The 19,129-nt window shown below is 70.0% G+C and carries 11 protein-coding genes, 1 pseudogene and 1 CRISPR repeat array; of the genes and pseudogenes, 5 read left to right on the top strand and 7 right to left on the bottom strand.

The annotated features are described in order from the left end of the window. Positions 1–6 precede the first annotated feature (6 nt). A complete protein-coding gene (locus M4D82_RS00055) occupies positions 7–1,203 on the top strand; it encodes a radical SAM protein (protein ID WP_249764012.1) in 1,197 nt (398 codons plus the stop codon). Positions 1,204–1,426: 223 nt separating this feature from the next. On the opposite strand, the gene M4D82_RS00050 is transcribed toward M4D82_RS00055, so the two are convergent. Both M4D82_RS00050 and M4D82_RS00045 read right to left on the bottom strand, forming a co-directional pair. Then, positions 1,427–2,296 (bottom strand): glycosyltransferase family 2 protein, encoded by an 870-nt coding sequence (locus tag M4D82_RS00050; RefSeq protein WP_249764011.1) that lies wholly within the window; start codon positions 2,294–2,296, stop codon positions 1,427–1,429. A 23-nt stretch (positions 2,297–2,319) separates the two neighbouring features. Continuing rightward, entirely contained in the window at positions 2,320–3,672 is a 1,353-nt protein-coding gene (locus M4D82_RS00045; RefSeq protein ID WP_249771337.1) for an NsdA family TPR-like regulatory protein, read from the bottom strand. Between the two features lie 248 nt (positions 3,673–3,920). Here M4D82_RS00045 and M4D82_RS00040 point away from each other — a divergent pair, with 248 nt between their 5' ends. The 3 genes from M4D82_RS00040 to M4D82_RS00030 all read left to right on the top strand — a co-directional run bounded on the left by M4D82_RS00040 (position 3,921) and on the right by M4D82_RS00030 (position 6,588). Next, positions 3,921–4,973 carry an NAD-dependent epimerase/dehydratase family protein gene (locus tag M4D82_RS00040; RefSeq protein ID WP_249764010.1) on the top strand — a complete coding sequence of 351 codons (1,053 nt, stop codon included), beginning with the start codon at positions 3,921–3,923 and terminating at the stop codon, positions 4,971–4,973. 34 nt (positions 4,974–5,007) lie between these two features. Next, positions 5,008–5,700 (top strand): LbetaH domain-containing protein, encoded by a 693-nt coding sequence (locus M4D82_RS00035; RefSeq protein WP_249764009.1) that lies wholly within the window; start codon positions 5,008–5,010, stop codon positions 5,698–5,700. Between the two features lie 282 nt (positions 5,701–5,982). Continuing rightward, entirely contained in the window at positions 5,983–6,588 is a 606-nt protein-coding gene (locus tag M4D82_RS00030) for a hypothetical protein (protein WP_249764008.1), read from the top strand. 1,925 nt (positions 6,589–8,513) lie between these two features. Here the strand turns inward: M4D82_RS00030 and M4D82_RS00025 are convergent. From M4D82_RS00025 to casB, 4 genes are read right to left on the bottom strand one after another with little or no spacing between them, the layout of a single operon-like run. Beyond that, positions 8,514–9,353 carry a type I-E CRISPR-associated protein Cas6/Cse3/CasE gene (locus M4D82_RS00025; protein ID WP_249764007.1) on the bottom strand — a complete coding sequence of 280 codons (840 nt, stop codon included), beginning with the start codon at positions 9,351–9,353 and terminating at the stop codon, positions 8,514–8,516. Beyond that, positions 9,350–10,204 (bottom strand): CRISPR-associated protein Cas5, encoded by an 855-nt coding sequence (gene cas5 / locus M4D82_RS00020; RefSeq protein ID WP_249764006.1) that lies wholly within the window; start codon positions 10,202–10,204, stop codon positions 9,350–9,352. The genes M4D82_RS00025 and cas5 overlap by 4 nt, the downstream gene beginning before the upstream one ends. Further along, complete coding sequence (locus M4D82_RS00015) at positions 10,201–11,640, bottom strand: type I-E CRISPR-associated protein Cas7/Cse4/CasC (protein ID WP_249764005.1); 1,440 nt, start codon at positions 11,638–11,640, stop codon at positions 10,201–10,203. The genes cas5 and M4D82_RS00015 overlap by 4 nt, the downstream gene beginning before the upstream one ends. Positions 11,641–11,684: 44 nt before the next feature. Then, entirely contained in the window at positions 11,685–13,913 is a 2,229-nt protein-coding gene (casB, locus tag M4D82_RS00010) for a type I-E CRISPR-associated protein Cse2/CasB (protein ID WP_249764004.1), read from the bottom strand. Here casB and cas3 point away from each other — a divergent pair. Further along, positions 13,864–16,890 carry a CRISPR-associated helicase Cas3' gene (cas3, locus tag M4D82_RS00005; RefSeq protein WP_249764003.1) on the top strand — a complete coding sequence of 1,009 codons (3,027 nt, stop codon included), beginning with the start codon at positions 13,864–13,866 and terminating at the stop codon, positions 16,888–16,890. The genes casB and cas3 overlap by 50 nt on opposite strands. A gap of 257 nt (positions 16,891–17,147) precedes the next feature. Continuing rightward, positions 17,148–17,656: direct repeats of the CRISPR family, unit length 29 nt; unit sequence CCGTTCATTCCCGCACCCAGGGGCGGGAC. Between the two features lie 226 nt (positions 17,657–17,882). Here cas3 and M4D82_RS34470 read toward each other — a convergent pair. Then, positions 17,883–17,996 (bottom strand): annotated as a pseudogene (locus M4D82_RS34470) (helix-turn-helix domain-containing protein); the annotation flags it as partial. Positions 17,997–19,129: the final 1,133 nt, after the last annotated feature.

Raw genomic sequence — 19,129 nt, 5'->3', positions numbered from 1 at the left:
CCGACCATGGCACACACCCATCTCGAACTGATGCCGCCCCACCCCCTGCGGCCCGGCTACGACCGCACGACCGAGCGCGGCAGCCTCCCCGACCTCTTCCAAAGGCGCCTGGAGCCCGCGAACTTCAACACCGCCTACTTCACCGCCCTCGCCCAGCGCCTCCAGGACGCCGCGAACAGAGCCCCGGACGACGAGAACCTGCGCTACATGCTCGCCTTCGTGCTGTTGCAGAACAACGCCGACCTCGCGACCGTCACCCGGGCGGCCGCACTGCTCGACGCCACCACGATCCCTGGCGGCCGCCGCCTCCTCGAACTGATCGCCGGGATCACCGCACGGGCCTCCACCCGCCCCAGCGCCGGCCGCACGGTCACCCGCGTGAACTGGTCGATCAACAACAAGTGCCCCATGAGCTGCACCGGCTGCTACAACCCGTTCGTCACCGACCAGATCACCTACGAACAGGCACTCACGATCGTCGACAAGCTCGCCGACCACGGAACCACCGACCTCGTCCTCGCCGGCGGCGACCCTCTGCTGTGGCCCCCGATCTTCGACATCGTCGACCACGCCACCACCGCGGGCATCCGAGTCGCTCTGGACACCACCGGCTACACCCTGACCCCCGACAAACTCCAGCGCCTCGCCCTCCTGTCCTCGCTGCGCCTGCCTTTGGACGGCACCACCCCCGCCGTCCAAAGGGCGTTCCGGCACAGCCGAGACCGCGACCTGCCCACACGCTTCAGGCAGTCGCTCCAGATGTGCGACGACGCCGGCTTCCACAAGGTTCGCGTCCACACGGTCGCATCCCAGGCCAACATCACCGACCTGGCGGCGATCGCCGACACCGTGCTCAGCCACCCGAGCGTCCGTCAGTGGGTGATCTTCCAGTGGTGGGGCCGACGCGCACCCAAGGCCCTCACCCAGACCATGGCCATCGACACCGACGCGATCAAGGACGAGCTCAGCCAGATCCGCGACCGCCACCCTGACAGGGAGATCATCCTCGCCGAGACCTCCCACCGCGAATTCCTGAACTGGATGATCCAGAGCAGCGGCCAGGTCGTCACCTTCGGATCCGGCCCCGAGGAAGAGTTCCTCATCGGCAACCTCCTGACCGACGAGGTCCACGACATCGCCGCCCACCCCATCCTCGACTTCGACGCCATGAGCCGCGGAGTACCGGTCACCCCACGGACGTGAGGCACCGGGTCACTTCGGCAAGTAAAGGATGCTGTCCGGCACTCAGCCCCTGGTGGGGTAGGCGAGGAGCTCACGATCCACCAGGACCAGGCCCCGGTCGTCGTTCACCAACACCGGAGCCACGTCGAGCCCGGCGGGCCTGTCCTCGAAGCGCAAGATCGTAGCCCCCCCCCCCACGAGGGGGGCGGCCGTCGAAAGCACGTGGCGCAGCCGTAGGTGGTGGTCAGATGATCGGTGGTCGGCCCAGCCTGGTCATCCACCACACGGTCCGCCATCGCATGGGCCGCCGCGGCGGGCACGGCACCCGTACGCCTTCGAAGAAGCCGGCCCACCAGGCGGCCAGGCCGGACAGTGGGGGCCGTTGGGCGATCGTGTACGCGGCCCATGTGGCGAGGTAGACGGGGACCAGGACGGCGGGCAGGTGCCGCTTGGCCAGCCAGACCCGGTTGCGGCCGGTGTTGCGGTAGTAGACCGCGTGCCGGGACGCCTCGGTGCGGGGGTGCTGGAGGACCATGTCCGCCCGGTAGTCGATCTCCCAGCCGGCATCCAGGGCCCGCCAGGCGAAGTCGGTCTCCTCGTGGGCGTAGAAGAACCGGGCGGGGAAGTCGCCTACCTGGTCGATCACGGTCATGCGGATGGCGTGGCCGCCGCCGAGGAAGGTGGTCACCGGCCCGGACGTCAGCGGATCCTTGCCACCCAAACGGGGTACGTGCCGGCGCTGACTTGCCCCGGTCTCGTCCGCGATCCGAAAGCCCGCGACCCCCAGGCGGGGCCTGGCCGAGAACGCTTCGCGGACCAGCCGGAAGGTGTCAGTGCGGGGCAACAGGCCGTCGTCGTCCAGGACCACGACGACGTCCACCCCGCCCCGCTCGCGCAGCCAGGCCACCCCGGCGTTCCGGCCGCCCGGGATACCCAGGTTCTCCGGCAGCTCCACGCCGTCCACTCCGTCCGGGAGCGTCGGGAGCTTCACGCCCTGGCCGAGGACCACGACGGTCGCCGGATCGCCTTCCTGGGCGGCCACCGAGGCCAGCAGGGCCCCCAGCTCCGCGGGCCGGTCGCCCATGGTCAGGACCACAACCCCGATCTTCGGCATTCCGTTGATCGTTCCTTTCACACCTAATTGGCGAGCAGTTCGGTGGCGCGCTGGCTCAGGCTCGACGCGCCGCTCACTCCGCGCCGACGGTAGCGGACCGCCGCCGCCTGGATCTCCCGGACCGCCTGCCTGTTGCGGTCGGAGACGACGCCGCCCATGAAGTCCAACGATCGGGCCCACAGGCCCACCGCTTCTTCGTACCGGTGCTGCCCGGCCGCCGATCGCCCCAGGTTGGCCATGGTCAGCCCGTGTTTGAGCTGGTAGGTGCCGGGGGTGCGTCCCGCGAGGGCCCGCCGGTAGTGCCGTTCGGCCGCCGCGTGATCCTTCATCGCGGTCAGGGTCTTGCCCATGTGCGAGGCGACCGTGGCCGCCACCGGCCCCGACGCCGCGGAGTAGGCGGGAACCTCGTCACGGGTGTCCGTGACCGCGTCCTCGGCCGCCACAAGCGCCCGCGCCGCCCTGACCCTCTGTCCGTCGGCCCCGTACGCGCGGGCGCACGTCACCAGGAGCAGGGCCTCGGTCTGTCGGTCGACCTTCCCAGCCGCCCTGCCCAGCGCCGCTTCCGCGAGTTCAGGGCACAAAGCGGGGTGGCCCAGGTCGAGGGCCTGATGGGTCAGGGCCCGCATCATCCACGCGGCATGGCCGTTCGGGTCGGCCTCACACGCGAGCTGGTAGCCCAACAGGTAATACCGCTGGGCGGCGCCCTCCCGGCCGAGGTCGTGATGCTTCCAGCCGACCAGACAAGCCAGCTGGGCCGCCGCCCCGAACGCCTCGCAGCGCAGCGCCGCGGAGGAGAACCGGGCGGTGAGCATCGGAGCGACGGTGTCGGTCAGATAGGCGGTGACGGTGGTCAATCCGTGACCGCCGCCCAGCCGTTCGTCCGCGCTGCGGAACGTCTCGGTCAGCTGCTGGACCGTCGTCACCTCCGTCGCGCCGACGCTGCCGCCGGTCTCGGCCGCCCGGAACGTCGCGGCGACCGCTTCGTGGTCGTAGGTCAGCGGCAGCCCGACCGCCGCGGCGGTGAACGCGGCGCCGAGAAAGTCGCGGCGACGTTGCATGACGGATCTCCCGAGATCGGCGATGACGGCCAGTGGATCGGCTTCCATGGCCCCGCCGGCTTCGCAGCCTAGACCGATCTCGGCGACCGTCACCCGCCGCTTAGTCCGTCTCGTCAGGGCCTCGGCGATGTAGAACGGCGTTTCGCCCGCCGGTGTCCCCCCGGCCACCCAGTAGGCGACGGCCGACGGCCCCGTACTCAACCGCCGGCCGGCCTCGGCCGCCACAGAACGGATCTCCCTGGCCAGCGCGTAGTACGTGGCCCCTGACTCGGCGATCACATCCGCCAACGCGCTGTTCGGCGCCCGGTCCCCTGCCAACATCGTCCCCCTCGCACTCGATCTTGAATGGGTTGAACGGGTTCCTGCCTTCCCCACCGTACTCACCTTCGGCCCAGGCGAGTTCACTGTTCAGTACACCGCCCGGGGCCGTTCGACCGCTCCTTTCGACGGAGCCCACCCCTGCCCCGGGCGGTGCCTGCCGGGTGGCGGGGAGGCGGTCCCAAGCCGGCCCGGTCGCAACCTCCCCGCCACCCTTCCCCCTCCCGCCGAGTCCGAGGAGAACCGCCATGCCGCTCACCGACGCCGACCTGTCCGCCGCCCTCGCAGGCTCCACCGTGGTGGTCACCGGGGGCGGGGGCCTGGTCGGCTCCCGCATCACCGCCCGCCTCCGTGCGGCCGGGGCCCGCGTGATCGCCGTAGGCAAGCTCGACGCCTACCCCGCCACCGTCTACGCCGAGCTGTTCGGCGTCCACACCGCCGACCGGGACACCATCGTCGGCGACATCGCCGACGCGACCCTGATGGACGACGTGGTCCGGGAAGCCGACTACGTGATCCACGCCGCCGCCGTCGCCGACGTGGCCGCCTGCACCCGCAACCCCATGGCCGCGATCCAGACCAACGTCACCGGCACCCAGGTCCTCCTGGACGCCGTCCACCGCCGCAACGCCCGCGTCCGCCGGTTCGTCTTCGTCTCCTCGGCGGCCGTCTACGGCAACGGCGACCCCAAGCGCCACGACGTGCAGACCTGGCACGAGGATCAGCCCCTGGCCCCGCTCTCCGTCTACGCGAACACCAAGGCGTGGGCTGAGGTCCAGACCGCGCTCGTGATGGACCAGGCCAACGTCTCCCACACCTGCGTCCGCTACTTCTCCGTCTACGGCGAACCGCAGACCGTCAAGCAGGGCTCGCACTCCTGGGCGGTCGCCTGGATGGCAATGCGCGCCAAGCTCGGCCTTCCCCTGCACCTGAACGGCGGCGGCCGACAGGTCCGCGACTTCGTCCACGTCGAAGACATCGCCGAAGCCACCATCCGCGCCATGCTCGCCCCCGGGGCCGACCGGCAGACCCTGAACATCGGCACCGGCCAAGCCACCTCCATCGCCGACGTGGCCCACCTCATCCGCAACCACTACCCCGACGTCGAGTTCCAGGACCGGCCACTGCCCGAGGGCGACCCGCTCGGCGGAACGGCCGGCACAGCCCGCATGACCGCCGCCCTGGAGTGGGAGCCCCGGATCACGGTGGCCGAAGGCGTTGCCCGCTACGTCGCCTGGCTCGACAACACCCCCGCCGCCCTGCCCGACTTCCTGCGCCGTGAGGCCGCCGAAGCCGCCTAAACCGCCCGCCCCGACTACGACCAGGAGCAACCAGGTGCCCGAGTCCATCCCTATCGGTGACTACGTCCGCAGCCCCGCAGCATCCGGCCTGGACGCCACCGGCTACGCGAAGATCAGCGAGTTCGAGCTGTCCGACTTCCTCACCCGCTGGAACAGCCTCCACGACGACGCCCTCCAGACGACGCCTGAGCGAATCCACCCCACCGCCCGGATCCACCCCACCGCGATCATCGGCGAAGACGTCATCATCGGCCCCGGCGTCCGCGTCCACGAGTTCTCGACCGTCCGCAAGCGTTCCGTCCTGGCCGCCGGCGTCTCCGTCGGCTTCGGATGCGAGGTCACCCACTCCTTCATTGGGGAGAACACCGTCCTCGGCCACCAGGTCGGCATCGGCCACTCCATCATCGGATCCGACGCCCACCTGTCCGCGAACCTCGTCATCGCGGCCATCAGCCTGTGGAACTACGACATGCGCGTACCCGTCAAGGAGATCGTCCTTCGCGGCACCGGCGACGAACCGCCCTACCGGTGCACGACCTCCCAGTTCGGGGGTCTGATCGGGGACCACGTCCAGACCGGCAGCATGATCACCCTCGGCCCCGGCATCGCCGTGGGCCGACACTCGACCATCGCGGCCAGCGTCTGCATGGGCAGCAGCATCGTCCCCACTGGCAGCGTCGTGCGGACGTCCTCGCCCGAGGTGGTCATCGAACCCCGCCACATCTGACCACCCGGGCGAACTCCGCGCGCGGGTCGGCGTTTCGTCACCACCTCCTCTGACCAGCGGAGGACCGATGACCACCGCGACAACCCCTTCGTACTGACCGAAGGCCGTTTCCCCCGGCAGCCACGGCTCCGCCAGTCCACCGGACAGCGGCACTCAGAGACCCCAGCAGAAATGCCGGCGCAAGGAGGCTGTTTCGGCGGATTCCCCCGCAGCGTCCCCTCTGGTGCGCAATCGTTGGACTCAAGGCGGGGGTTCCATCTGTGGTGGGTGTGGGAGGTGCTGGTGGACAAGGACGAGGTCTGGACGTCTGACGAGTACGGCGAGTCGCATGTGGGCCGGGTCGGGACGCTCCTGGAGGACGGAAGCAGTCCCAAGCCGGTGTACTTCGACTCGAACTCCTGCGCCTTCGGCTGGGAGGTGAGGCATTGGTCCGTCTACGACGGTGGTACCTACCCGCGGCGCCCGCAGGCCCATGCCCTCCACGGGGAGTGCTCGTGCGGCTGGCGGGGCGAGCCCCGAATCGTGGACCGGTCGACGGCCGGGGACCTGCCCCTGCACGAGTACGGCTGGGATGCCGCCGCTGCGAGTCAGGACGACTGGGACCGGCACATCATGGCCGTCGAGGCCACCACCGTCCCCCTGCCGGCGGAACTGGAGACCCTGCTCCAAGATGTCGCGGAAGCGATCGAGCGACTCGGCCACGACACACCGATCGCCGCCCTAAAAGCCGCCCGATCCATGGAACTCATCGCCGGGCGCACCGCGTACCAGCCCGCCCACGATGCACGAAAGCTGGACCCAAAACAGGTTGCCACCGCCCTGGGCTTGAACGTCGACGGCTCCCGCGCCCTCCTGGCACGCTTCGGGAACTGGGACTATCACGGCTGACCCCGCCCCGCGCGATCATCCGTTCATTTTCGCGTCCGAGGGCAGGACTCAGCCCGGCAGTCCGCGAAGACCTTCTCCTGCGTCGATTCTCGCGCCTGAGGGCGGGACGGGCAGACTTCGACGGTAAGTGCGACAAGGCCCGTTGATTCCCACACCCGAGGGCGGGACCGGAGCCTGGGCGTGTTCAGCTCGGACGAGCTCCGTTGATTGCCACGTCCAAGGGTGGGACGCCCGGTCCTGAATGTTGGTGCCCGTACCCATCCGTTGATTCCCACGCCCGAGGGCGGGAGGTGTTGCAGAAGTGCCGCAGGGTCTGATTCCCTCCCCGAGGGCGGGACTTTCAAAGACCGGCGGTGATGAGGTCGACCGGCCGATTTCCCGCGCCCAGGATGGGGCGGGATGCCCATGTCCATCGCGAGCGCGATGGCCCCTTGATTCCCGCGCCCGAGGGCGGGACCGCGCGCACCCGCCGGCGATCCGGGAGAGCAGCCGTTGATTCCCGCGCCCCAGGGCGGGACGTGAACTCTCCACATGAGGGCTTGCCCGAAGGGCGTTGATTCCCGCGCCCCAGGGCGGGACCCGACCACCGACAAGGCCGCCGTACTCAAGAGCCGTTGATATTCCCACGTCCGAGGGCGGGACGTCGGGGGTGCGTACTCGTGGTCCGCGTACTCCCGTTGATTCCCGCGCCGAGGGCGGGACTCCTTGAACTCGCCAGCCAACGCGCTGTAGGTCCGTTGATTCCCGCTCCCGAGGGCGGGACCTCACCACCTTGGCCTGCAACTCCGGGTGGATCCGTCGATTCCCGCGCCCGAGAGCGGGACGGCGAGGTTGTACGGCAGGCTCCGTTGATTACCGCGCGCGAGGGCGGGACGACGAGCTGCGCGAGATCGCCGAAGCCAAGGGCCGTTGATTCCCGCTCCCGAGGGCGGGACCGGAACTCGGCCTGCGATCGATAGACCAACCGTCGCTGATTCCCGCGGCTGAGGCCAGGCCCTTCCATCTCCGCTCGGATGAACGGGCGGTCCCGATGATTCCCGCGCCCGGGGATGGACAGACTTCACATCGCCGTCTCGCCGGTCATGTGCCACTGATTCCCGCGCCGACTGGCGGGACACGCCGAGGATGCCAGCGCCCATGGCGAAGTACCGTTGATTCCCGCGCCCGAGGGCGGGACGGGTTCAGGAAGAAGCCACCCGAGGTGGACGTCCACTGATTCCTGCACCCGAGGGCGGGACGCCGAGTAGTGGTCGGCTGTGGTCCTGGGCAGCCGTTGATTCCCACGCCTGGCGGGCGGGACGAGGCCGGGCGATTTACCTGGACCTGGGCGATCCGTTGATTCCCGCGCCCGAGGGCGGGGATTGGCATACTCGCGCAGCGGCGACGGCATGCCCCGTTCATTCCCGCGCCCAAGGTCGGGACGGGATGCCCGGCATCGCGAGCGCGATGGCTCGTCGATTCCCGCGCCCCACGGCGGGACGATGTCCCCATCCTCCGCACCGACGCGCTGCGCCGTTGATTCCCGCGCCCGAGGGCGGGACACACCGAGCGCCTTCGCGGCCTCCGCCGACACCCGTTGATTCCCGCGCCCGAGAGCGGGACCCCCGGGAGGCCTTCTCGACGGCCGCTTCCAGCCGTTGATTCCCGCGCCCGAGAGCGGGACGTGAGGCTCCAGGTCTCCTTGCCGTCGGTGAACCGTTGATTCCCGCGCCCGAGAGCGGGACCTGACGTGCCAGACCCCGGGCGGTACGCCCGGCCGTTGATTCCCGCGCCCGAGAGCGGGACAGTACCTGACCTGGTGTTCTTGAGGGGCTTTGCTCTCTCTTTACTTGTTGCAGCCTGTGGGGGGCTGGTCGGGGTCGGGCGGTATTGGGCTGCTGTTGCCCTGCAGCCGGGTTACGTGGGTGTTGTGATGTGGGGGCTTTTCAGGGGGCGGGGTTCGGTCTGGTTGGGCTGGTGCAGATGCGGGTGGCCCAGCGTGTGGTGTGTCCGCGGTGTGGGGTGTGGGTGGGTTCGGCGGTGGGGCGGGGGATGCCAGGCTGTGGGGATTCGGGGTTTTGTGGTTGTTGGTGGGTGAGGGGTTGGGCGAGGAGGAGGCCGCATCCGTAGGCGCGGAAGCGGCCGAGGCCGTGGGTGAGGAGGTCGGCGAAGGCGTGCGGGTGGGTGACGGTGAGTTCACCGAAGACTTCTGCTCGGTCGATGATCATGTGGTGGGTACGTCGGCTGCTGTACAGGGTGGGGAGTCGGCGTGCGGCGAGGGTTTCGGGGTCGGCGGTGGCCCCGATGAAGGGGGCGCCTTCTCTTCTGGCGGTGGGCTGGAGGCGTTCGGTGAACCAGGCGAGTGTGGCGTGGGGTGAGGCGTCGGTGGGTCCGTCGCGGGTGCAGCGGTCTGGTCCGTACCGGTGGCGGGCGGGGTTGACGATGATCCTGAATCTGTAGCTCTGGCCGGCTGTGACGGTGTGTTCGACCGGGGTCGAGCGGGGTTCGGAGACGAGGGCGCTGGTGGGGAAGCCGCGGTGGTCGGCCGGAATGCCGGATTGGATGATGACGGTGAGGGTGCGTTCGCTCTGGTTCACGGCGGTGGTGAAGAGGATGCCCATGTGGGCGCGGGGGCTGGGGCTGCCGTAGGGGAGGTGGTCGTGGAAGGCGCCCATGACCATGCGGTGCATGTCCTGGGGGTCGAGGAGGGTGGCGGCGATGTGGGGGTGGTCGAGGTCGAATTCGGCGAGGGTGTGGTGGAACTTGGTGTGTGCGGTGGTGGTCACGGCTTCTCCGGTGGGGTGAGCGTGATGCGCTTTTCCCAGCGCGGTCCGTGTACGCGGTGGTGGGAGGCATAGCTGAGGGGTTGGTCGTTGACGTTGATGGCGCCGGGGGTGGTGTGGGGGACTTCGATCCAGGCGTGGGTGGGGGCGGGGCGGGAGCGGGGGAGGAGGGGGGTGGTGGCGAGGGTCGTTTCGAGGGATCCCTGGTGGAGGCCGTGGTAGAGGGGCTGGGTGGGTGCGCAGTGCTTTTGTCCCAGCCACAGGAGTCGTCGGGGTTGTTCGAGGCGGCGGGCGAGGTGGCGTAGCAGGGTGCGGTCGGGGCTTTCGACGGCGGCGAGGAAGGCGGCGTCGGCGAGGTACCAGCGGAGGGACAGCTGGGGGTGGCGGTTGGTGTTGCCGGCGACGAGGGTGTGGGTGTCGGGGTGGGGTGCGATGTTCTTGGGTGCTCCGTACCAGTCGGCGAGTCGGGGGGTGTCGAGGCGGCCGAAGGTGGGGCCGGTGGCGGTTTCGAGGGCGTCGGCGGCGCGGTCGGCTCGGGTGGGGTCGGTGATGAGGTCGCGGGGGCGCAGGGGGTAGTGGCCTCCGCCGCTTGTCTGGAAGTCGTGCACGAGGGAGCCGGGTCGGTCGGCTCGGACGCCGAAGCGCAGGCCGGCGAGGGTGGTGAGGGGGAGGTAGTCGTCGCCCTCGGTGCGATGTTCGTCGCGGTCGTGGCCGTCGGCGGCGGCGAGGAGGCCGATGAGACCGCTTTTAGTGGGTCGGGTCAGGCTGTCGCGGTCGTTGAAGGCGGAGCGGGTTCCCCAGGACTGCCAGAAGGCTTCCAGCCGGATGTGGAGGGTGTGGAGGGGGGTGGTCATACGGGCAGTCCGGCGGTGAGGGGGGTGAGGTCTTCGGGGGTGTGGACTTCGGTGGGGCCGAGCCGGCCTGTGAGGGTAAGTTCTTCGAGGAGTTCGCCGATGGCGAGGTCGTAGGTGAGGACGGCGCCGGGTACGGTGCCGCGCTTGCGGGTGATCATGTCGTGGTGGCGCAGGAGTCGGCGGGCGGCCAGCAGGCTGGGGGCGCCGTCGGCGGGCTGGATGGCGTCCTCGAAGACGGCGGCGTAGTTGTAGGGGCGCTCGCCCTCGTGGACCAGGACGAGTTTGGGCAGGGTGCCGGGGACGGCGGTGGTGTTCTGCTTCGAGCGGGAGAAGGCGTTGACGAACGCGTCGAGGAAGGCGCGTTCGACGTCGATGGCCAGGGCTTCGACCTCGTCGGCTGGTACGCCGCCGTGGCGGAGGTTGCGGCGCAGGAGTGGGCGGTCCAGGGCGCTGTGGGCGTAGAAGGTGCCGCTGATGAAGGACTGGTAGCCGGTCATGCCGGCGCCGCGGTCGTCGGCGTGTGCGGGGTTCTCGCCGTCGCTGTTCTCGCCGTCGGTGGGGTCGATGGCGTTGAGGTGCTCGAACATGTTCGCGAAGTCGGTGCCCTGTCGCTGGCGGGCGATTTTGCGATCATCGGCGCTTGAGAAGAAGTCGGTGGTGATGTTCGCGGGTTCGACCGTGAACGCCGTGGTCGTCTGGATGGCTCCGTCGACGTTCCCGGCTCCGGCGATCTCGGCGAGGAAGCGGCCGTAGAGGGCGATGTCGACGGCGTCGGCGGGGGCGAGGGCGGCCATCAACCTGTTCTTGATCTTGACCGGGAGTGCGGGGAGCTTGGGGGCCGGCGTCGAGGTCTCGCCATCGCCGGGGTCCTTGCTCTGCGGATCGTCGTCGTCGTTCTTGGCTCGGGGCTTCTTCTTGGGCTTGGTGGCCGCGTCGCGGGCCTTGGCCGCCGCGCGGGCCCAGGTGGTGATCTCCGCGCGGGTCGAGTCGATGATCGCGGCGAGGTCGCGGCCGGCCTTCTCTGGGGCGAAGAGCATCACCTTGGTGAGGTGCAGGGTGTTGGGTGTGGTACCGAAGTTCACGCCGAGTCCGCTCAGTGCCTCGCGGGCGGTGTCGAGGGCCTCGGACCGATCCCATCCGTGGTCGTGGGTGAGGTGGTCGGCGGCGGCCAGGGCCCATTCCCTGGTGCGGATGCCCCAGGACCGTTCGGCCAGCGGGCCCTGGCCGAGGTTGGCCTGGTCGCGCATGTGCGTGCGGCCGGTCCGCCGCTGGTTCTGCGGTGTGATCAGCAGACGGGGGGCGTTGCCGTAATCGCTCGATTTGGGCTGTCCGTTGGCGTCGCGGACGGGTAGGCCGTGGCTGATGGTGAAGAGGCTGTGGCAGCTGAGGAAGGGCATGACGTCGGGGTTCGGGAGCGGGTCGGGGGTAAGGGTCACGGTGATCTCCGTTTCGGTGTCCGGGCGGGTGGGGGTGGCCGGGGTCAGACGCCGGCGCTCGGGCGGGGTCGGGCGCGGGGGGTGTAGTAGCTGCCGGCCCACTGGTCGCGGACGCTCTCGTAGCGGTGGGGCCAGTGCGCGAGATGGTCGGCGAGGGTGGCCCAGTGCGGGGGGACCTCGTCCGCGGCGCGCAGACGATCCACCGCCTGGGCCAGGCCTGCCTCCGGTACTGTGCGGCCGCTGGTCAGACGTTGGAAGAGGGCGTAGCAGCCGGGGTCGGCGGGGCCGCGACGCCGGCCCAGGCCGATGCGGCGGCACGCCGTCCCAACGTCGCCCGATCCGTACAGGCGCGGGCGGTCCAGGGTCGGCATGGCGGCGTGGTAGCGGGCGAAGAGGTGGGCGGTGAACTCGTACGCCGTGTGTTGTTCGGGCGAGGGCGCGAAATCCCGCGCGTAGGCGCGGCCTTCGACGGCCTCGCTGCCCCGGTACTGCTTCAGGCCCTTGAGCAGCCTGTGCTCGCGGCGCTGGACGAGGGAGACGAGCCAGTGCGCGAGCGCCTTGTGCGGGAAGGCCTGCGCCTGGACGGCGGCCGGTGCCTGAGCGGGGGGAGGGACGGTCGCTGTCGCTGTCGCTGTCGCTGTCGCTGTCGCTGTCGGGGACGGGGACGGGGGCGGGTCGGTGGGGGGCATCTGTGCCTCCTGGAACTCGGCGGGGAAGGACCGGCGTGAGGCCAGGGCCTTCTCCAGCCGGTCGGTGGCCCGCAGCCGTGCCTCCACGGCCCGCCCCGAAGCGGTGAGGCGAGCGAGACTCTCGGCGACCGCTTCGCGGGTGAGGGAGGCGACGGTGCGGGCGAAACGGGCGCGGGCCTGGTCCGGGTCGAGGCCTTCGGCGATGTCGTCGAGGAGCACGTGGAACGCCGGCTCGTAGCGGGCCCACAACAGTGGTCCGGGGTGCAGCCCCTTCAGCAGCTGCTTGCGCTCCTCCGGTCGGGCACTGGGGTAGGCGATGTCCCGGGCCAGGGACGACGCGGTCCACGCCGCGCGTTCGGCCGCCTCGCACCACGCCGCACCGTCGACCGCGGCGTGGTACAACTCGCCGCGCAGGCTCCCGACCAGGGGGAAAATGTCACTGACCCAGGTCACCAACGTCCGTTGGGCCGTGACGAGACCGACCGACCAGATGTCGACCCGCCGGTCGAGACGGGTCAGCCGGGCGAAGAGGTCCTCACCCTTGGCGTTGCGGGGATCCTCCCCGGCCGCGCCGGCGTACAGGGCGGCGGCGCCGAGCCACAGGGCGCGGTCGCCGCGCGCCTGTTGGGGCCGGCCCTTGTCCAGTACGGCGTCCTGGAGGAGGCTGGTTGGCAGGGGCTGCATCAGGTCGCCGGCGCCGACCAGGGCCCGGTCGGCGACGAGGGTACCGTCCTTGTCGCGGGCGACGTCGAACAGGATGGAACGGCCCGGCCAGGTGAGCAGGTCGGCGGGTCCCGACGGCATCCGGGGCCGGTCCGCCCCGGGCCCGGAGAAGGTCCGCCGGTCCGCGCAACTCTTCCAGGTGAAGTTGAGATTCCCGGGCCGGTTGGTGGGGGCGAGGTTGTAGCGCAGGGTGTCGGCCAGGGTGGTTCCCACCGCCAGGTTGCGCAGGCGTTGCGCGTTGCGGCCGACCGCCCCATAGGTGAAGGACCTGCCGAACCAGTCGTTCTTGGCCATCATCCGTCCGCCCGGATCCCAGCCGTGCTTGACCAGCATCGCCACGCAGGCCTCGGGCATCGTCGGGCGCCGCGTGTGGTGCAGATGGATGTGGTCCTCCAGCTGCGCGCCGTCGCCAGCCCGTTCGAGGTCGACCTGGGCCGCCCCGTATCCGTGGGCGGCCATGAAGGGGGCCAGGTCAGGGTTTTGTCCGAACGGGTGCGTGGGGTGGCACAGGTCGAGCTTCCCGTCGAAGGCATTGCCCTTCAGGGCGGTGGACGCCCCCACCAGGCAGTGTCGTGCCCGCACCCACTGCTCCCACTCCTCTTCGGTGCGGGGGTGCAGGGCTGTGGCGTACAGCAGGGCGAGCAGGAGCTCGTACAGCGCCAGGCGGGCCCCCGGGGAGATGTGGACCAGCTCGACGATGTGTTCCGCCTGCTCGAACACCTCCGTCAACGAAAGCAGTTTGAGCTGTTTCTCCTGGTCAGGGCCGACTGTCAGTGCCGTGATCCATGATTCGTACCGCAAGTCATAGCAGATGGGGGCAGATGATCTGGAATGCGAGGAAACTGTGTCCAAAGTAGCCACTCGTCCTTATCGGGTAGGCGACCCACAGCCTTCTGCACACCCGCCTCAAATCCCCGGACACGACGCGTCGCTTTCACCCGCCTGGCTGTGGCTGTGGGCGAAAACAGACCGCAACGGCCTCAGCCGTCACCGAGGCGGCCCCGCCTGGAACTCACTTCTGGCCCATTGCCTGGACACCGCGGCCGTCTGCGGCGAACTCTTCGATCACTACCTGGCCCTTCCGGCCCGTACGCGTCTCACCGAGGCGTTCGGCGGCGGATCCACCGCCAAGGCCCGCCAGACACTGATGCTTCTGGTGGCCCTGCACGACATGCCCGGCAAGGCGACGCCCGCCAACCAGCTCAGATTCCCCAAGATCCGCGACCGCTCGCTCGCGGCCGCCGGACAGGACTGGCGCGTCGCGGCCACCGCGAACGGCCTGCCCCTGGACGGAACGCACCGCCCGGCCCCACCCCACGCCCACGTCACCGCCCGCTACCTCCCCGCCCTCCTCGGCTGCCTCTGCGCCCACTGCACCGGCGACCAGCACACCCCCGACGCCCGCCACACCGCACTGCACACCGTCGCCGCGCTCCTCGGCGGACACCACGGCCACATCCCCGACTCCGGATCCATCCGCGCCGGGGAGACCCGCCTCACCCCCCAGTGGTCGGGCGCACACCGCGACCTGCTCCACGAACTGGCCCGCCTCCTGGACGTAGACCTCACCGAGCTGCCCGACCTCATCCGCCCGGCGCGCGCCTGCGTCCTGCCCCTCTTCGCCGGCCTCGTCGTCCACAGCGACTGGATCGCCTCCGACGAGACCCGCTTCACCTACCGCACCCCCGACACCACCGGCACCGACACCGACCTGTGGTGGGAGCGCAGCCGCGCCGAAGCGGCCACCGCCATCCAGGAGCTACGCCTGACCCGTTGGCAGCCCGCACCGCTCACCTGGGCCGAGCAGATGCCGACGACCCCCCACCCCCGTCCCCCCCAACAGGCGATCATCGACGCCAAGATCACCGGGCAGAGCCTCGTGATCATCGAAGACGTCACCGGCGGCGGCAAGTGCGAGACCGCGCAGTACCTGATGCACCGCCTCGCCCTCACCGCCGGCTACCACGGCGCCTACTTCGCGCTCCCCATGTGCGCCGCCTCAGAACAGGTGGCCGGCCGCCTCGCCCGATACCTGCCTGCCGTCCTGCCGGACAGCCAGAACGCCAACCTTGCGGTGGTCCACGCCAGCGCCCACGCCTCCGAGATCGGCCAGGCCCTCGCTGGCGCACCCCACCCCGCGGATCCCGGCCTGACCAACCTCACGACCTGTGACGGCATCGAACCCGACGAAGACCCGACCGTCCTCCTCGACGCCTGGTACTACCAGCGCTGTCGGGGCCTGCTCAGCTGCTTCGGCGTCGGCACCGTCGACCAGATCGTCCTCGCCGCCCAAAAATCCAAGCACTGGTTCCTGCGCCTGTACGGCCTGGCGAACAAGACGGTCGTCATCGACGAAGCGCACGCCTACGAGCTCTACCAGCAACGCCTCCTGGGCGCGACCATCGCCTGGCTCGCCGACGCGGGCGCCAGCGTCGTCGTCCTGTCCGCCACCCTCCCACCCCACCAACGCCACGCCCTCGTCGAGGCCTGGTGCGCGGGCCTGCGCACCCAGACCTCCGACCCGCGACCCGACGGCCCCATCACCGTCGTCGACGACCTGGGACGCTGCCGGACCATCGTGCCCCGTCGAGGCAAGAGCCGCACGAAGCACCGCACCCGCATCCGCCTCATCGCGGACCCCGGACCCCAGGCCCTCGCCACACGGCTCCTCACACAACACACCACCGGGGTCACCACCGTCATCCTCAACACCGTCGCCCGAGCGGAACAACTCCACCAAGCGGTCCTCGACCAAGCCGAAAAGGAGGGCTGGACGCAGGAGGAGATCCTCCTCCTGCACGGCCGCTACTTCGAACGCGACCGCGCCCGCCACCAGGCAAGCCTCGAAGCCAAACTCGGCCCGCACCCCGACCCCGAGCTGAAGGCCACCACCGCGAACCCCGCCCGCCCCCACCGCCTCATCCTGATCGGCACACAGGTCCTGGAGCAGAGCCTCGACTACGACACGGACCACCTCTACACCGACCTCTGCCCCTACGACCTCATCCAACAGCGCCGCGGCCGACAGTGGCGCCATCTCCTCAACCGCCTCGGCAAGCAACACCTCGCACCGCTCACCCACGTTCTGTGGACCCCCGACGCATCCGGCCTGCCCCGCCTGCCCCGCGTCGGCGAACCGGCCCCCTACGACCCCTACATCCTGGCCGCCACCTGGCACGCCCTCCACGAACACATGCCAACCCACGCCCCCCTGACCATCACCAGCCCCACCGACGTCCAACGCATCCTCACCACCATCTACACCGACCCGCCCCCCACAGGCACCACCCCCATCCACCGCCTGCTCCACAGCCTCCACCCCCACTGGCTGCGACGCCTGCGAGAAGAGAGCGCGCAGGCCGAGCACAGAGAGCTCTGGCCCTACCCGGACGGCGAACCGACCACCGTCCTCAACCTGGCCTCCGGCCACAGCCAAGGCGCCGGCGACGACGACAACCCCCTCGGCGCCCGATCCCGACTCGGCACGCCTTCCATCGACATCATCGGCCTCTACCAACACCCGAACCGCGTCACCTGGGACCCCGAAGGACGCGAGGAAGCCGACCTCGACCACTACCACCCCTACAAGGACAGCACGCGCTACCGCCACCAGCGCCGGCAGCTCATCCTCAACACCGTCCGCATCCCCCAATACTGGATCGGACCCAAGGGCCTGCCCCACCCAAGCACATGGACCGCTCCCCAAGGCGCCGCCCTCGCCAAGCTCCCCGTACTCCTGCTGCAACCCGACGGCCACCCGGTCGACCCACAACTCGCGCACCTGAGCTACCGCCCACACACCGGCCTGTCCCGCAAGACGCCACCCGAAAACGGGTAACGTCACTGCTCCCGCCCCCGGGAGCGGGAATCAACGGGACGACTGCCTACTTGGCGGCTCCTTACCTCCCTGACCACAGGGAATCCACCGGGGCCGGAATCGGAGACGACGCCGGCCCCGGCATCCCCCGTCGGCCCGCCCGGCGCCGCGTTCCCCGTCGACCGGCGCGCTCCACCAGCCGCCGATGCGATCAGAACTCCCGTTGATTCCCGCGCCCATCCGGACGCGCCCGATCAGCCGGCCCCCAGCGGTGGTCGCCGTTCATTTCCGGACCCAGGGGCGGGACTCCTGTACCCACATGGACAGCGGCACCAACTACCGTTCATTCCCGCGCCCAGGGGCGGGACCCCGACCTGGTCGATGCCGTGGGCCCGGAGGACCGTTCATTCCCGCACCCAGGGGCGGGACTGCTCCGCTGCCGTCGGCCACCGGCTCGCCGTCCGTTCATTCCCGCACCCAGGGGCGGGACCCCGGCGTACTGACGGTTTCCGAGCGCGGCGTCCGTTCATTCCCGCACCCAGGGGCGGGACACGGCGTGGGTCGGGGGGTGATCAGCGCAGCACCGTTCATTCCCGCACCCAGGGGCGGGACGAGGCCCGAGGTTTCGAGGCCCTGGTCGCCAACCGTTCATTCCCGCACCCAGGGGCGGGACTGGCAGGAAGGAAGGGACGCAGACGGCAACGCCCGTTCATTCCCGCACCCAGGGGCGGGACCAACGCGTTGCCCTAACGCGCGCTCCTGACCTCCCCGCACCCAGGGGCGGGACTGACCTCGTGCCACCAGGGGCAGGGCCTGGCGGGACCGAGGGCTCCCTCGGGTAGTCCCGTGCTGCGGGAGTCGCCCTTGATCGTGTTCAGGTGCTTTCGGACCGCTTGGATCTTCGGGATGAACACGGAGAGGGATTGCCAGGCTTGATCCTTGGGCTGTCCCGCCGCGATGAGTTCCTTCACGGCCAGGTGGCGTGCGTCGTCAGCGGCCCGCTTCATGCCGATGGACCAGTTGTAGGCCCAGCGCGCCGCACCCGCGTGACGGTTGAAGTCGCCGACCTGGCCGGGCGAGGGGTCGAGAGCGAACTTGAACGCCTTGAGGACCTCTTGCTGCGCCACGTCAACACCCCCAGCCCGCGACTCGGAACGGATCGATGGGGGAACTCTAGAGCGATAGCACGTGCACTCGACCGCCGCGACACGTCGCGCGTAGCCTGCTTGGCTCAGCGAGTCAGGCCGTGAACAGAACCGGTTGATCTCGCACTACCCACCTTCTTTGCCAGCGCCCGGGACCTGCCTCCCGAGAGGGAGGCCGTCGTCGCCGTGCCGCCTGCCGACCGCCGGGCGACGACGGTCGCGGTTCTTGCCTCGCGAAGTGTGAACGAGGCGTTCGTCGAACCGGGCGGTGTCCATCGCGTGGCTGCGCACGATTCGAGGTGCGTCCCTCAAGGGGCGGCGTCGGGTCCGGGCGCGCGGCGGCCCTCCCGTGAGGAGGCCGGGTGGGCTGCGCCGGGCCGGGATGGTCCGGTGGGTGCACGGTAGTCCCGGGGGAGGGTCCGCCGGTAGGCGTATGACAAGCGGGATTCCGTTTGGGTGGCGTGGGTGCGACCGGCGTGGGCGCTTGCTCGGGGTGCCGGGTGTGCCGGTTGGGGCCGGTGAAGGTCGCTGCCGGTCGTCGGCAAGCGGCCGCGGTCGCTTGGTGACGGGTGCGTGTTCCTGTCGTGGCCGGTGATTGGCCTGTCGGGAGCGGAAAGCGTGGGGGGAAGCGTGGGGGGAAACCCGGGGGGAAACGTAGGGGGAAGCGCGGGGGGAAGCGTAGGGGGAACCGTGTTTTTTCGGAGTGCCGTGTTTGCGCTGGTCAGAGGCTGGTTGGTGAGTGCCGGCAGCTCAGACATTTATCTCTGGGGGGGTAGGGGTTGGTGGTTGTGGTGGTGGTGTGGGGTGGAGTGGTTGTGGTTGAAGGGGAGTGGGAGGTAGGGCGGTTGGTGGGAGGGGGCTTGGGTCGGGGGTGGGGTGTGGTGGGTAGGGCGGGGTGTTGGTGTGGTGGTGGTTGAGGGTGGAAGAGGTTGGCTGTGGGGGATGTGGTGGTGGCACTGGGTGGGCGTCAGTCGGGGCGAGAGGGCTGTTGCTGCTCACAGTGCTCAGCGTTGGTGATCATGGCTGTCACGGGGTGACCAAGCTGCTGCCGTCAGACGCCCATCGCGAGGACGGATGGCTGTCATGAGCGTGCCTGTTCACAACCTGATCCGCGC

Origin of the sequence: Streptomyces sp. RerS4 (assembly GCF_023515955.1) — a bacterium.
Lineage (GTDB): Bacteria > Actinomycetota > Actinomycetes > Streptomycetales > Streptomycetaceae > Streptomyces.
This window is presented reverse-complemented; position numbering and strand designations above follow the sequence as displayed.

Coding starts and splice junctions, on each gene's coding strand:
- M4D82_RS00055 (WP_249764012.1), top strand. CDS start 7: ATGGCACACACCCATCTCGAACTGATGCCGCCCCACCCCCTGCGGCCC.
- M4D82_RS00050 (WP_249764011.1), bottom strand. CDS start 2,296: ATGCCGAAGATCGGGGTTGTGGTCCTGACCATGGGCGACCGGCCCGCG.
- M4D82_RS00040 (WP_249764010.1), top strand. CDS start 3,921: ATGCCGCTCACCGACGCCGACCTGTCCGCCGCCCTCGCAGGCTCCACC.
- cas5 (WP_249764006.1), bottom strand. CDS start 10,204: ATGACCACCCCCCTCCACACCCTCCACATCCGGCTGGAAGCCTTCTGG.
- cas3 (WP_249764003.1), top strand. CDS start 13,864: ATGGGGGCAGATGATCTGGAATGCGAGGAAACTGTGTCCAAAGTAGCC.